Source organism: Marivita cryptomonadis, from assembly GCF_002115725.1.
Classification (GTDB): domain Bacteria; phylum Pseudomonadota; class Alphaproteobacteria; order Rhodobacterales; family Rhodobacteraceae; genus Marivita; species Marivita cryptomonadis.
Genome location: NZ_JFKD01000027.1, coordinates 1 through 12,913, shown reverse-complemented (window position 1 = coordinate 12,913; position 12,913 = coordinate 1). Strand labels below are relative to the sequence as shown.

Genomic DNA, 12,913 nt, shown 5'->3' with positions numbered 1-12,913 from the left:
CCGCCAAGTGCTACGCTATGTCTGGACTTTTTCACGATCCTGCATCATTGAGCCCAGCGACCTGACATATACACAGAACTGGGAATCCGACATGCATGCCTTTCGCAGCCACACGTGCGCCGATCTGACCAAGGCCGACGTTGGCCAGACCGTTCGCCTGTCTGGCTGGGTGCACCGTATCCGGGACCACGGTGGCGTTTTGTTCATCGATTTGCGGGATCATTACGGCGTGACACAGCTTCTTTGCGATCCGGACAGCCCTGTCTTTGCCGATGTCGAAAAGGTACGGTCGGAATGGTGTATCCGGATCGACGGCGTGGTGAAGGCACGCGATGCAAGCCTTGCGAACCCAAAGCTTCCGACCGGTGAAATCGAAGTGTTCATCCGCGACCTCGAAGTCTTGGGCGCAGCCGAAGAGCTGCCGCTCATCGTCTTTGGCGATCAGGAGTATCCTGAAGAAACGCGTCTTCGTTACCGCTTCCTCGACCTGCGCCGCGAAGCGATGCAAAGCAACATGACATTGCGCTCGGATGTTGTCTCGTCGATCCGCAAACGGATGTGGGATCAGAATTTCCGCGAATATCAGACGCCGATCATCACGGCCTCAAGCCCCGAGGGGGCCCGCGATTTTTTGGTGCCAAGTCGTCTGCACCCTGGAAAGTTCTATGCCCTTCCGCAGGCTCCGCAGCAGTTCAAACAGCTGATCATGGTTAGTGGCTTTGACAAGTACTTCCAGATCGCGCCTTGCTTCCGCGATGAAGACCCGCGAGCCGACCGCTCTCCGACGGACTTCTACCAGCTCGACTTGGAGATGTCCTTTGTCAGTCAGCAGGATGTATTCGACACAATTCAGCCGGTGATGCAGGGCGTCTTCGAAGAATTTGGCGCCGGCCGTAAAGTGGATGCCGAGTGGCCACAGATCTCGTATCGCGATGCAGCGCTGTGGTATGGCACCGACAAGCCTGACTTGCGCAACCCGATCAAGATGCAGGTCGTTTCTGATCACTTCCGTGGGTCGGGTTTTGCGATCTTCGCGAAACTGCTTGAGCAGGACGGCACCGAAATTCGCGCGATTCCGGCACCGGGTGGTGGCAGCAGAAAATTCTGTGATCGCATGAACGCCTTTGCGCAGAAGGAAGGATTGCCCGGCATGGGGTATATCTTCTGGCGTGACGGTGACGATGGAATGGAAGCCGCCGGGCCGCTGGCCAAGAATATCGGCCCCGAGCGCACCGAAGCGATCCGTCAACAACTGGGCTTAGGCGTCGGTGACGCGGCGTTTTTCTTGGGTGGCAAGCCTTCAAGCTTTGAGAAAGTGGCCGGGAAAGCCCGTGTGGAAATCGGCAATGAACTGGGCCTCACCGAACAGGATCGGTTTGCCTTCGCATGGATCGTGGATTTCCCGATGTACGAAGCCGATGAGGAAACTGGAAAGGTCGATTTCAGCCATAACCCGTTTTCCATGCCTCAAGGTGGCCTAGATGCGCTCAACGACAACCCGCTTGATGTGCTTGGCTATCAATACGATCTTGCTTGCAACGGTTACGAATTGGTTTCGGGTGCAATCCGGAACCACAAGCCGGAAATCATGTTCAAGGCTTTTGAACTTGCCGGGTATGGCGAAGACGAAGTGCGCAAGCGGTTCGGCGGGATGGTCAACGCATTCCGTTTTGGCGCGCCGCCCCACGGTGGGTGTGCCGCGGGGATCGACCGCATGGTCATGCTGCTGGCGGATACAGCCAATATTCGGGAAGTCATCATGTTTCCGATGAACCAGCGCGCCGAGGACTTGATGATGAACGCCCCGTCCGATGCTACAAGCGATCAGCTTATGGAACTTGGACTGAGGGTGCTTCCGAAAGAGGCGTGATCTGAGAGCCGTATAGGCGAACACATCGGTACCTAAACGGCCGACTTCAACAATATCAGGCCGTCCTGTTTAGGGCGGCCTTTTGTTTAGATTGCCACTGCGTCTTGCACTCTTGCCTGGACCAGACCTGCCAACCTCGCCACTGGACCAAGCGTTGGTGCGCCATTCGATTGCGCCGCGGCCAGTTCATATGCAGCGTGCTGCAGGGCATCGTCCTCTGCTGTCAGGGCGACTCCATGCAGAAAAGCTGTGACATAGGAAATGACTTTGTCATCGACTGGCCCGCCCAAAAGCTCAGCGACATACGCCATATCTTCACGGAACGCGAAGAGATCGGGGTGGATGACGTCGGACCTGATATTTCGCAGTCCACAAGGTTGAGCGTTTTGGGGAAGATGTTGAAGGATCGCGTGTTGAAAGACCCCAAGGTTCGCGATCGGTTTGGCCAGAAATCCATCGGCCCCTGCAGCATAGGCTACATCTTCTGCAAACGGATCACCGCTGCAGGCGAGGATCACGCTAACGCGCGGCGATGTCATGCGCAGGTCATCAATGAGCTCTGCACCATTGCCGTCAGGCAAGCCCATATCGACGATCACGACCGATGGACGATACACCTGCAGATGTCGACGTGCCGATTTGAGACAATCCGCACGCCTTAGGCGAGCGCCGCTGTACAGGCACATCAGTCGCAAAGCATCACAGGCATATAGGCTGTCTTCGACCGCGAGGATGGTGAGCCCTAGTAGGGGCCGTGTCACGGTTGGTCTGCGCAGATGGTCAAATGCATCATCGTCAATCATTTCGCCCTCCATGAGTCGCTTCATTTTGGCGCGGGTGTGGCTAACAGGGCGTTAATGCGCCCATACCTCTTGTCTGATTTTCCGGCTCGGGGGATAAGCCGCCAAAGCAAAGACGGAGAGACAAGATGATTGGACGATTGAACCACGTAGCGATTGCCGTACCTGATCTCGAGGCAGCTTCTAACCAATATCGCAATGCGCTCGGGGCCAAGGTCGGCGCGCCGCAGGATGAACCCGACCACGGTGTGACTGTCGTCTTTATCGAATTGCCAAACACCAAGATTGAACTGCTTTACCCTTTGGGCGAAAACAGCCCGATTGCTGGCTTTTTGGAAAAGAATCCGTCCGGTGGTATTCACCATGTCTGCTACGAAGTAGATGACATCATCGCAGCTCGGGACCATCTCAAAGAAACCGGGGCGCGTGTGCTGGGGGATGGAACGCCGAAGATCGGGGCACATGGCAAGCCGGTGCTGTTCCTGCACCCCAAGGACTTTAATGGATGCTTGGTGGAGCTGGAACAAGTCTGACGCCACCCCACATTAGGGAAAAAGGAGCGCACCCATGTCCATCACCTCTGCTATCGTTCTCTTTGCCGTGATCTGGTTCATGGTCTTTTTGATCGTCATTCCCATCAGATTGCAAACGCAAGGTGACGTAGGTCAGATCGTACCCGGAACTCATGCCGGTTCTCCCGAGGTTCATAACCTCAGGAAAAAGGCTTGGATCACCACGTTCGTCAGCATCGGTCTTTGGATCGTGATCGCGGGGATCATCCTGTCCGGGTGGATTACAGTGCGCGATCTGGATTTCTTTGGCCGGATGGGGCCTGCGCCTGAATTTGGTGGTACAGGTGGGTGAAAGTTGCGGCGCCCAGTATAGGGATCACGAGGTTCACCAACGGTAATGACAGGGGCATCGCCATAAGAGTGCCCGCGATCCAGATCTTTCCGATATGACGCTTGCGCAGGGCTTTCGCCCCTGCGCGACCTTCTCTGCGTATGGCCGCTAGGGTGAAGTATTCCCGCCCAAGAAGAAAGCCATTCAATCCCCAGAAGATAAAAAGCGCGAAGGGTGGAAACATCACATACAAAACCAGGGCGAATATATTCGCAGCAATAAGCACGCCTAAGAAATTAACCGTATCGCGGAGGGCATCTCCAAAAGGGACACGCTCCGCTTTGGGCCAGTGTCGGTAATGCCGATCTTCCACGGCATCGGCCACATCGTCGAGAAAGAGTGATGTGATCGCCGAGGCTACAGGGACCATCAGGAAGACCGACAAAACGATCATCGAAATGAAGGCGGTCCAGCTCAGAAGATCGTCAAGCCAAGTCACTTCGCCAATGAATGGCAGTGTCGCCTCAGGCCCCAACGCCGCATTCAGAAGCCACATCAATGCAGCAAAGAAACCTACCAAAAGCGCGAACCCAAGGCCGATCCCAAGGAACAGAACCTTGCGGAACCGAGCATCGCCCAGTTGCCTGAGGGTGAGGAAAAAGCTTCGTAGGATCATGTATCCAGCCAAGTCGTAATTGCATCGATATCGGGTCTTGGCCGTTCAGGTGGAAGAGCAGACGCAGTGCCGATGTGAATGAACCCCGCGACGCGTTCATTATCGGCAAGGCTTAGGGCGTTGCCGCAGAATCCATTGTCATGCGCTGGCCATCCGCTAAGCCAATTAGCCCCCCAACCAGAGGCCAAGGCGGCGTTGAGCAAAGCAAGGCATACAGCCCCAGTAGAATAGGTTTGCTCGATCGCAGGGATTTTCTCAGAGGGCTTTTGCACTTCAACGACCGCGACACAAAGGGGGCTATCGCTGAACTGTTTACGTGCCTTCTCGACATCTTCTGCAGCACGCCCGGTTTGCGCGCCACAGTGATCTACTGCAAGAGCCAGCCGTTTGAGAGCGGCTCTCTCAAGAACGATAAAGCGCCAAGGTTCGAGTTTCCCATGGTCTGGTGTCCGTGCCGCGGCCGTCAGGATCAACTTGAGCGCGTCCCGATCCGGCGCTGGTTCCTGCAACAGTTTTGCCGGTCTTGACCGTCGTGTATGAAGAAAGTCCAGAACGGCATGGTTTGCGTCAGGCATCTTGGCCCCCTTTTTTGTCGATCAGTCCTGCGTCCATGTTTTGACCGCGCGGCAGGTTCTTGCGTGATAGGACGAATGAATGTCGAAGAACAGCCTCACCGATCTTGCAAGTACAGGAACAATAATTTGGGTTCGTGTGACGCCGAATGCGAGGGCCAACACGGTGGTACGCGAAAACGACACTATAAAGGTTGGTGTCACGGCACCGCCTGCCGAAGGTCAAGCCAATGCAGCGGTTATGCTGCTGTTGTCAAAAGCTTTGGGAGTACCGAAATCGCGGCTTGTCCTTGTGAGAGGGGCAAAGTCACGCGACAAACAGTTTCGTGTGGACTAGTCTGCCTTTTCTTCTCGTGAATAAACCCCTTCGGGCAATGACAAAGACGCTGCCAGATCGCGCATCTGAGATATCGAGAAAGTGATTTTGTTCACCTTGTCCGTTCGGGGATCATACTGCTCGACTGTGATGCATTCTTCAAAGCCGATAACGATCACGTCTTCCTGAAGAGGGCCTTCGCCTTCATCAACAAGCGTCACGACAGTCGAGTCGAATTCGTGTTCGATGCTAAACATACTTAAAGCCTAGCGCGGAGTTTTATCACTTGCCAAGCAGCATCTGTGGAAAGCCACACAAGGAAATCGGCTCTGGCAGGAGGTGCGCAACCACCTTATTTCTAGTATCTCAGACAAAGGGAGTGTCTTAATGCGCTGGCTTCTATTATTGGCTTTCGTCGCGTTGTCTGCGTGCGACGTTCCTACGACCTCGACTCAGGTTCAGCCGCGCCCCCAGAATTCACAAGCGACCATTTCGCAACAGGACGCTCGCACCCGCGCTGGCATTGCTGCGCGCCAATTCGTGTCGGTTGTCCAGACTGTTGAGCCGGTGGCTGAAAGAGAGTGCCGTAGGCTGGCACCAGGCGCCAATTGTGATTTCCAGATCGTCGTGGACGACCGCCCCGGACAGCCGCCGAATGCATTTCAAACCGTGGACCGAACCGGACGACCTATTCTTGCGTTCAATCTTGCGCTGATTGCGTCTGTCGAAAATGCGGATGAACTGGCCTTTGTGATGGGCCACGAGGCCGCGCACCATGTCCTTGGTCATCTTGGCAGAACACAACAGAACGCGGCTGTCGGGGCCGTGATCCTGTCGGGTCTGGTGGCGCTGGGCGGTGCTGATGCAGCGGCGGTTCAATCCGCTGAACAGATTGGCGCATCCTTGGGGGCACGCACATATTCCAAAGATTTTGAGCTTGAGGCCGATCAACTTGGAACGGTCATTACGGCCCGCGCGGGCTATAATCCGGTAAGGGGCGCTCAGTTCTTCAATCGCATCCCGGACCCGGGCAATCGCTTTCTCGGCACGCATCCGCCAAATGCGTCTCGCATGGAAATCGTGCGCCGGACGGCAGCCGGACTGTAGCGAACTTGATGTAGATCAAAGACAATACTGACCTTACCTTTTTACGCTGCCGCAAGCTATATGACGTAAAGGTTGTTATGTTTGACGAGTGCAGAGATATGTGGGTGCTCCACATGGCGTCTCGGTGCGGTATTGATTTAGAGCAACAAGTGTTGCTTGGGTCGATCAACACGCACGATCTTCAGATTGCTGCGCAGAAGTGTTGGTCTTGTTCCAAAAGCGGTAGATGCGAGGGTGTTCTAAACGCCTTGACGCCTTTGCTCCAAGTGCCAAAATACTGCGCCAACTCGGATTTCTTGAAGCAAATGGAACAGATGAACGCCACATTCTGGTGTGGGATCGAGTTCGTCTCTTCCAACGATTCTGCTTTCTTCGTCAGCGAACTTACCCAAACACGAATTTTCGGCGTCGACACATGTATCGAACTTGAGGATGACGGCCTCCAGCTTGAAAGCTGGAGCTACCTTGAGGAACAAAGCCGCTCATGGGAATGGCGGTATACGTGCGAAGAGTGGCTGCTTGAAAACACGGATACAAGTTTTCAAGTGGATCCTTCGGACAGCGCACCTGATAATTCAACAGATGCGGGTCGCGAACTCGATGTGATTTTGCATAACGCTGAACTTGGCTATTGGCTGGTTAGAAACGTGGCGAAGAAGATTGGCGTGAATCTAAGTGGCGCTATGGAAGACGGCGATTTCACTCAAAGCCAATACGCAAATATGGTTCTGGAGTGTTGCCTCTGTCCACTTCGCGACCAGTGCCAGAACTGGTTGGATGAGGCACAGGTTTCTGCTGACACATTCCCATCGGGATGTTCCAATGCCGCTGCATTTGGCCGTTTGTTGACCTGTCGCGCATCCACCCAACAGTGACGCTCGCGCGCCTGCGCCTAGCATCCATCTTGATCCCCCCGAAATCCAGTTGCCAGCAGGCATTGACCTGAATCAATGCCAATATCCCGAGCGCCGCTTAACCTTAGGTCAGAGCAATGGGGAGCATTGTCATGACCTACGAAACAAAACGAAACACCCATACACAGTTGGTGCTGGCAATGGCCGACCGACAAGGGTTGGATTTGCAAGAGCTGATGATGCGCGCAGAGCTGTCTGAAGACCGCTTTGAGCACGCGGTGGACCGATGCTTTGGTTGCACTGCGCCAGATGCGTGCAAGTGCCTTCTTGAGACCGCAGGGCCGCAATTGAATTTGCCGGATTACTGTCGCAACGAAGCTTTCTTTGATGACATGAGATCAAAATGATTGGTCCGCAGAAGGCTCTAGCATGGCGCCCCCTGGGCCGGCCGGGGGTGCATTATTGGCTCGTCCAACGCATGGCGAAAACATGCGGCGTCGATACTGCTCAGGCAGCCCAGAGCGGTGCGCTTGATCCCGAGACTTGGGTGGAGATGGTGACTGGATGCCGCTCGTGCACCTGGGTTGATGGCTGCGATCGTTGGCTGAAGGCACATGTCGATGACCCCACTGCAGCACCGCCGGCAGAATGCCGCAATGCCGACGGATTGAGACGACTAGCAGAAAGGCAAAACCCATGACGACACAACATCGAGGAGACCCGGGATTGCATTTCTGGCTTACACGCAGCGTCGCCAAGGTGATGGGTGTAAGTCTGTCAGAAGAAATGGCGCATGATCGGCTCACCGCACAAGAATACGCGACGATGGTCACAGCCTGTCGTGAATGTGCCCTCGTCGCAAGCTGTCAGGGATGGCTTGGCGATCAAAAAGGGTTTGCCAAAACACCGCCACCGGGATGCGTCAACGGCGACATCATGCAAAATCTCGCACGTCATCACTGAACGCGGCCATCCGGTTTGGTGGTGAAACCGATCAGGCGCGCAAGTTCTTCGCGCTGTCCTTGATATCGGCATACTGCCCAGACGGGCGGAACCGCCACAGGTAATCCGGCAGTACAGCTTCGAGAGCGACGGGCTTGATTCCCAGATCGGCAAAAGTCTTTGCGTCTTCCGAGACAACGTTGTCCTTGCTCAAATTCTTGACTTGGTCGCGAGTGACCATCGCCGGGATCAGCCCACCACTGATGGCATTGGCGAAATCGAACAGGCCACCCATGATCGACGCGGCGAAAAAAGGAATATTGACGATCAGGCGACGCCGACGAATGACCTTGAGCATGTCCTGCATCAAGTCTCTGAAGGTGTCTACGTCCGGACCACCAAGTTCATAAACACCTGCAGGTGCCTGACCGATGACAGCCAAACATGCTGCATGCGCAACGTCATCGACATAAACCGGCTGGAACTTGGTGTCTGCGCCCACAACCGGAAGAATCGGACCCATCCGCGTCATGCCTGCAAACCGGTTGAAAAAGCCGTCCTCGGGGCCAAAAACGATGGACGGGCGGAGGATCACTGCATTGGGCATGTGCTCCAGAATTGCTGCTTCGCCTTCGCCTTTGGTGCGCTGGTAGTCACTGTCGCTATTGGCATCTGCGCCGATCGCGGAAACATGCACCAACGTTTGAATCCCTGTCTCTGCAGCAATCCGGGCAACGCGGCCCGCACCGTCGGCCTGCACAGCGTCAAAGGTGTTTTTTCCGTTCTTGGCAAGGATACCCACGCAATTGACCACTGCATCTGCGCCCTGCATCGCAGCACGAACACTCGCGTCGTCGCGGATGTTGCATAGGATCGGTTCAACCTGACCAACGACACCGTAGGGTTTCACGAAAATCGCTTCGTTCGGACGGCGCACAGCGACCCGCACACGCCAACCCTGCTTGGCCATCCGTCGTGCAATATAACGTCCGACAAAGCCGGAGCCACCGTAGATCGTGACGAGTTTGGACATGTGAATGCTCCCGGTCATAGCTTGACTGACCTGTATCCCCGTCGGCCTGTGCGGGCAAGGTGTAGGATTGCCGCAAAGCCTTAGCTGGAAGTCTGAAAAAGTCCGTTGACACCCTTTCGGGACCAGATTAAACGCCAGCCTCACGACACCTGCCCAGGTGGCGGAATGGTAGACGCGCTGGCTTCAGGTGCCAGTGGCCGCAAGGCCGTGGAGGTTCGAGTCCTCTCCTGGGCACCAAATTTTTCACATTTTCCGTTTATATTCAGGGGCCTGGTGGTTGGCCGATACATCGAGCCCACCCTTTAGACCACCCTTCCGGGGTTGACCGCTGGTCGAAGAGGTTGCCTTTTTGCGTAAGCTCAGGGTTTGAGGTCAGTTTACGTCGGCCAAACTTGGCAAGTAGCGCCAACTCATTGAAATCGAGTCCTATTATGAATTTGAAAACAGGCGTGATTTTTGATTCACTTACAGCAGGTTAAAGGGAAATTTCGATGACCATCTGTGTCGCTGTCAAGGTCCAGGACTGTCTTGTTTTTGCGGCGGATAGTACGTCTTCGCTGCAGGCGCGGAGTGCAGACGGACAGGCGTTCACTGTCAATACCTATGACAACGCCAATAAGGTTTTCAATCTTCGGAAAGGCCTGCCGATAGCGGCGATGACTGCGGGCATCGGTAACTTTGGCAACTCTTCGATCTCGACAATCGCCAAGGACTTCAGGAAGCTAACGGAAGCCGATGGCGGCCCGTTCGAAATTCAACCTGACGCCTACACAATAGGACAGGTTGCGGAACTGGCACGCGACTACCTTTTCAACGAGAGATTTTCGAAGCTGGAAGTGAAGCCGGAGGGTGACTTCCATTTTTGGGTTGGCGGTTACTCTTCTGGAGCGGACATGGGAGAAATCTGGCGAATTGATATCCGGAATGGCGTATGCCCGCCGCCTCATTGCGAAGCCAGCGCTGACCAAGCCAGTCGCGTTTGTTGGGGCGGCGCTCCTGAAGCCATCAACAGGCTAGTTCTTGGTTACAGCCAAGCTCTAGAAACAGCTTTAGAGCATGGCGGCATACCAAAAGAGAATCTGGGTAGCGCTTTGACCGAGATTGCGCAGTATACGCAAGCAAACCTTGAGCACCCAGCGATGCCAACGTCTGACGCGATAGAGTTAGCTAGGTTTCTTGCGGAAACGACCAAGCAGTTCGTTCGGTTCTTGCCGGGTGCTAATTCAGTCGGCGGTCACATTGACATCGCAACAATCACAAAGCACGAAAATTTCAAATGGGTTTCAAGAAAGCACTTCTATGGGAGTGAATTCAATCCTCTGGAGACCAATCATGCCTGAGCAAACTAAGCGGATACTTACATCCGACCCAATGCCCCGCAAAGAAGTCGCCCTACCTCCGATGCTGAATCGGGCACAAAGGGAAGGTGTCGGGTCCAGTGGGTCTGAGGTACCCAAAAAGGAAGAAGCGCAGAGTGCACTTTCGGGACTGTCTTTTTCCCACCAGTAGCTGGGTAGACCTACTTGAGTCGAACATAGTACTGATGGTTCTTGCTGGACTTATCGCCGATTTCGCCACCTTTACGAGGACCTTTCGCTAACCCTATGAAATCCAAACGGGGGTCGGGTGGTTCGGCTTCCAGTGCAGCGACAACTTTCTCGCCGATTTTTGTAGCTTTGGGTGCGTCTTCATCAGACGCATGATGCTTTTTCCAGCCTCTGAAGGTAAAAGTATCTTTTAAATCAACTTGTTTTGACCAATTTCGAACATAGTCGATTTCATAATCTGTCAGCGGCTCTTTCACCATCTATCTTCCATTATGCTTTTCACCCATCGCCCAGTGACAATACATAGTGTCTTTTTCTGCTGCAAAGGGAACAGATTCAGGCGCGTGACTGTGACGGGCAAGTGCCGCGTCCAGGGCGGGATCGGTGGAACTATCGAGGTACCAAGCACAACGTGGCGACCGATTTGCGTACACTTCAATCGAAGAAAGTTTGGAATTCGTCCTCGCTCAGAAGTTGGCGGAATCTGCTGATGAAAAGTCGGTTCGCTTGGTCTTCGCACCACTGAATTTCAAAGCGTTTGCGCTGATACGTCCGTTGCCACATGCCCTTGGGTTTCGGCGCTATCCAATGCGCGGTTCCCGGTTCGCCGCCTAGTTCCACGCGCAGTTTGTTGGCGCGGCGCAACATGCGGTCATAACGGGGTTCTGACTGGCTGGTATAGGCGACGTTGTAACAATGACGGCACAGGAAGTAGCGCCCACCTGAGAACAGCTTGCCAACTCGGCGGCCACAGGCGCGACCGTTCACAACGGCGGGGCAAATAAAATAGGGCCTTTTATTCCCGAAGTTGCACGGCGTGTAGGTGAGCCGGGTCGGTTGTTTGATGCTTTCCCAGTCGCCACCATAGAGGCGAACGCGGTAATTCAGGACAAAGCGGTCGTCTTCGGAACGGTAGCCAATGCGGGCAATTTCCCTGCCATCGCGCGACCAAACCCAGTTGCCCGTTTTGCCGGGTTCAAGACATCCTTCGCGGTGCAGTCGGTTTACATCAAGCGAACGACAATCTTCGGCATTCTGCCTGTGACCGGGTCGTCCTGAGCCATATCCACCCATATTCGAGCCTCCAGATTTTTCCGAAATCATTAGAAGCATTCAAATCTTATTGTCTTATTAATGAAGCCAAAGTTCAAATTCACATGAAAGATTTTTTCTTCGCGGCATAAATCACCTCAAGGAGACACGATGGAATTGAAGCCGTGAAAAGCTCTTCTATCAACTCGTGGATGGCGGACTTACTTTCTTTTCGTGCGACGCCTTCTTATATTTCTGTTTCTGATTGATTTTACCGCATTGAAGGCGAACACATTCGGATTTATCGATGGAAATACGAAAGGAACTAAAGGAACTGTCGTTACAGTAAAAAGGTGGTCGGTTAGTGTCCGATCTGCCAAACTGTCAGCTCCCACACTGACTTGGACCGGAAGGTTGGTAAATACTCTATCATATCGGTGTACTGACGCAGTACCATCATGCTTTTTCGTGGTGCCTCCGTAACCTTTGGTGCAGTCGCGTAGGGTTGTGTTAATGTCGCCATGCTGATTGAAATCGCCCATTACGATTTGGAACCCATTGACAACGGCACTCGAAAGAACTGCTTGATTATAGTGCGGCGCATAAGTGGTATCAGAGTAATTTTCGCCGTCAGCAGGGCCCGGACTGTGCAAAACGAGAACTCGATAGTTATTGGTTCCATCGCCAATGGTCAAGTTCGCTGGATTTCTAAAGTCAGTAGCTGGTAACGTCAGGAGTTCTTCAAATATTTTTGCACGTTTGAAACGCTCACCTGTTTCACGCAGTTGATTATTTCTTTGTGTTCTCGCCGCTTCTCGCGCTTGTGCTGAAACGACTTGGTTTGCGCAGCTGGTATCGAAAGCAGCTTGCCATCCGGTGAACGAGCCATGATTCACAAACGTCGCACCATATCCTGCGACAACTACGATGTCTTCTCGCCTGTTCGCATTACCGCCAATATCAACCCTGCCTACGTTGATATTGTGGATATTGTGTGGAGCTGCTTGAAGAGCTTGACAAATGTGATTGGCTACTCCCAAAGCATTTTGGGCATTCTGCCGTGCTTCCAGAACAAAAAGAATAAACGGCTCACCATTAGCTGCGGCAGCCACAGCGGAGGCGATATCGCCACGGCGACCGGCCGCCTTATTGATGTTTAGTTTTTGAATGTTCCAGCAAATGATTTTCATAAAGTAGATGTCCGGCAACCATAAATGATAAAGATGCAGATCGGGATTTAACTGCTCAATTTATTCGACGCCCTTTAGGGTTTTTAGCAGATCGATAGTCTTGTGAAGCCGTAGTGTGTAGTGGTCTGACA

At 53.8% G+C, this 12,913-nt stretch carries 18 protein-coding genes, 1 tRNA gene and 1 pseudogene; 12 read left to right on the top strand and 8 right to left on the bottom strand.

The genetic code is table 11. From position 1 onward, the window contains the following. Positions 1 to 91: 91 nt before the first annotated feature. Positions 92 to 1,870, top strand: coding sequence for an aspartate--tRNA ligase (aspS, locus tag MCRY_RS19985; protein ID WP_085633179.1), 1,779 nt, complete (start codon positions 92 to 94; stop codon positions 1,868 to 1,870). Between the two features lie 86 nt (positions 1,871 to 1,956). Here aspS and MCRY_RS19980 read toward each other — a convergent pair whose 3' ends face one another. After that, positions 1,957 to 2,673: a response regulator gene (locus tag MCRY_RS19980; protein ID WP_085633223.1), complete on the bottom strand. Its 717-nt coding sequence runs from the start codon at positions 2,671 to 2,673 to the stop codon at positions 1,957 to 1,959. A gap of 125 nt (positions 2,674 to 2,798) precedes the next feature. On the opposite strand from MCRY_RS19980, the gene mce reads away from it, so the two are divergent. After that, positions 2,799 to 3,203 carry a methylmalonyl-CoA epimerase gene (gene mce / locus MCRY_RS19975; protein ID WP_085633178.1) on the top strand — a complete coding sequence of 135 codons (405 nt, stop codon included), beginning with the start codon at positions 2,799 to 2,801 and terminating at the stop codon, positions 3,201 to 3,203. A gap of 34 nt (positions 3,204 to 3,237) precedes the next feature. Continuing rightward, positions 3,238 to 3,534 carry a DUF1467 family protein gene (locus tag MCRY_RS19970; protein WP_085633176.1) on the top strand — a complete coding sequence of 99 codons (297 nt, stop codon included), beginning with the start codon at positions 3,238 to 3,240 and terminating at the stop codon, positions 3,532 to 3,534. Here MCRY_RS19970 and MCRY_RS19965 read toward each other — a convergent pair. Both MCRY_RS19965 and MCRY_RS19960 read right to left on the bottom strand, forming a co-directional pair. Continuing rightward, the gene (locus MCRY_RS19965) at positions 3,464 to 4,189 is read right to left on the bottom strand and encodes an EI24 domain-containing protein (protein WP_085633174.1); all 726 of its coding nucleotides are present in this window, start codon (positions 4,187 to 4,189) and stop codon (positions 3,464 to 3,466) included. The genes MCRY_RS19970 and MCRY_RS19965 overlap by 71 nt on opposite strands. Then, complete coding sequence (locus MCRY_RS19960; protein WP_085633172.1) at positions 4,186 to 4,764, bottom strand: nitroreductase family protein; 579 nt, start codon at positions 4,762 to 4,764, stop codon at positions 4,186 to 4,188. The genes MCRY_RS19965 and MCRY_RS19960 overlap by 4 nt, the downstream gene beginning before the upstream one ends. Before the next feature lie 79 nt (positions 4,765 to 4,843). Here MCRY_RS19960 and MCRY_RS19955 point away from each other — a divergent pair, with 79 nt between their 5' ends. After that, the gene (locus tag MCRY_RS19955; protein ID WP_085633170.1) at positions 4,844 to 5,098 is read left to right on the top strand and encodes a DUF167 domain-containing protein; all 255 of its coding nucleotides are present in this window, start codon (positions 4,844 to 4,846) and stop codon (positions 5,096 to 5,098) included. Here the strand turns inward: MCRY_RS19955 and MCRY_RS19950 are convergent. Next, the gene (locus MCRY_RS19950; RefSeq protein WP_085633168.1) at positions 5,095 to 5,334 is read right to left on the bottom strand and encodes a hypothetical protein; all 240 of its coding nucleotides are present in this window, start codon (positions 5,332 to 5,334) and stop codon (positions 5,095 to 5,097) included. The genes MCRY_RS19955 and MCRY_RS19950 overlap by 4 nt on opposite strands. 130 nt (positions 5,335 to 5,464) lie before the next feature. Between MCRY_RS19950 and MCRY_RS19945 the strand changes: the two genes are divergently transcribed. The 6 genes and pseudogenes from MCRY_RS19945 to MCRY_RS19925 all read left to right on the top strand — a co-directional run bounded on the left by MCRY_RS19945 (position 5,465) and on the right by MCRY_RS19925 (position 8,001). Then, entirely contained in the window at positions 5,465 to 6,184 is a 720-nt protein-coding gene (locus MCRY_RS19945) for a M48 family metallopeptidase (protein ID WP_085633166.1), read from the top strand. A gap of 77 nt (positions 6,185 to 6,261) precedes the next feature. Beyond that, a pseudogene (locus MCRY_RS23665) lies at positions 6,262 to 6,486 on the top strand (DUF6455 family protein); the annotation flags it as partial. Positions 6,487 to 6,489: 3 nt separating this feature from the next. Continuing rightward, on the top strand, positions 6,490 to 7,059 hold the full coding sequence (locus MCRY_RS19940; protein WP_138487669.1) for a DUF6455 family protein: 570 nt from the start codon (positions 6,490 to 6,492) through the stop codon (positions 7,057 to 7,059). Between the two features lie 131 nt (positions 7,060 to 7,190). Then, positions 7,191 to 7,445: a DUF6455 family protein gene (locus MCRY_RS19935; RefSeq protein ID WP_085633162.1), complete on the top strand. Its 255-nt coding sequence runs from the start codon at positions 7,191 to 7,193 to the stop codon at positions 7,443 to 7,445. After that, the gene (locus tag MCRY_RS23660; RefSeq protein WP_085633160.1) at positions 7,442 to 7,738 is read left to right on the top strand and encodes a DUF6455 family protein; all 297 of its coding nucleotides are present in this window, start codon (positions 7,442 to 7,444) and stop codon (positions 7,736 to 7,738) included. The genes MCRY_RS19935 and MCRY_RS23660 overlap by 4 nt, the downstream gene beginning before the upstream one ends. A gap of 26 nt (positions 7,739 to 7,764) precedes the next feature. Beyond that, complete coding sequence (locus MCRY_RS19925; RefSeq protein WP_478219409.1) at positions 7,765 to 8,001, top strand: DUF6455 family protein; 237 nt, start codon at positions 7,765 to 7,767, stop codon at positions 7,999 to 8,001. Positions 8,002 to 8,032: 31 nt separating this feature from the next. Here the strand turns inward: MCRY_RS19925 and MCRY_RS19920 are convergent, their stop codons facing one another. After that, positions 8,033 to 9,013, bottom strand: a complete 981-nt coding sequence (locus MCRY_RS19920) for a complex I NDUFA9 subunit family protein (protein ID WP_085633157.1) — start codon at positions 9,011 to 9,013, stop codon at positions 8,033 to 8,035. Between the two features lie 151 nt (positions 9,014 to 9,164). On the opposite strand from MCRY_RS19920, the gene MCRY_RS19915 reads away from it, so the two are divergent. Both MCRY_RS19915 and MCRY_RS19910 read left to right on the top strand, forming a co-directional pair. Next, a tRNA-Leu gene (locus MCRY_RS19915) sits at positions 9,165 to 9,250 on the top strand. Between the two features lie 254 nt (positions 9,251 to 9,504). Then, entirely contained in the window at positions 9,505 to 10,353 is an 849-nt protein-coding gene (locus MCRY_RS19910; RefSeq protein ID WP_085633155.1) for a hypothetical protein, read from the top strand. Between the two features lie 179 nt (positions 10,354 to 10,532). Here the strand turns inward: MCRY_RS19910 and MCRY_RS19905 are convergent, their stop codons facing one another. From MCRY_RS19905 to MCRY_RS22660, 3 genes are all read right to left on the bottom strand, one after another. Next, on the bottom strand, positions 10,533 to 10,820 hold the full coding sequence (locus MCRY_RS19905; protein WP_085633153.1) for a hypothetical protein: 288 nt from the start codon (positions 10,818 to 10,820) through the stop codon (positions 10,533 to 10,535). A gap of 175 nt (positions 10,821 to 10,995) precedes the next feature. Further along, positions 10,996 to 11,634, bottom strand: coding sequence for a hypothetical protein (locus MCRY_RS19900; RefSeq protein ID WP_085633221.1), 639 nt, complete (start codon positions 11,632 to 11,634; stop codon positions 10,996 to 10,998). A 179-nt stretch (positions 11,635 to 11,813) separates the two neighbouring features. Further along, on the bottom strand, positions 11,814 to 12,782 hold the full coding sequence (locus MCRY_RS22660; RefSeq protein WP_138487667.1) for an endonuclease/exonuclease/phosphatase family protein: 969 nt from the start codon (positions 12,780 to 12,782) through the stop codon (positions 11,814 to 11,816). Positions 12,783 to 12,913: the final 131 nt, after the last annotated feature.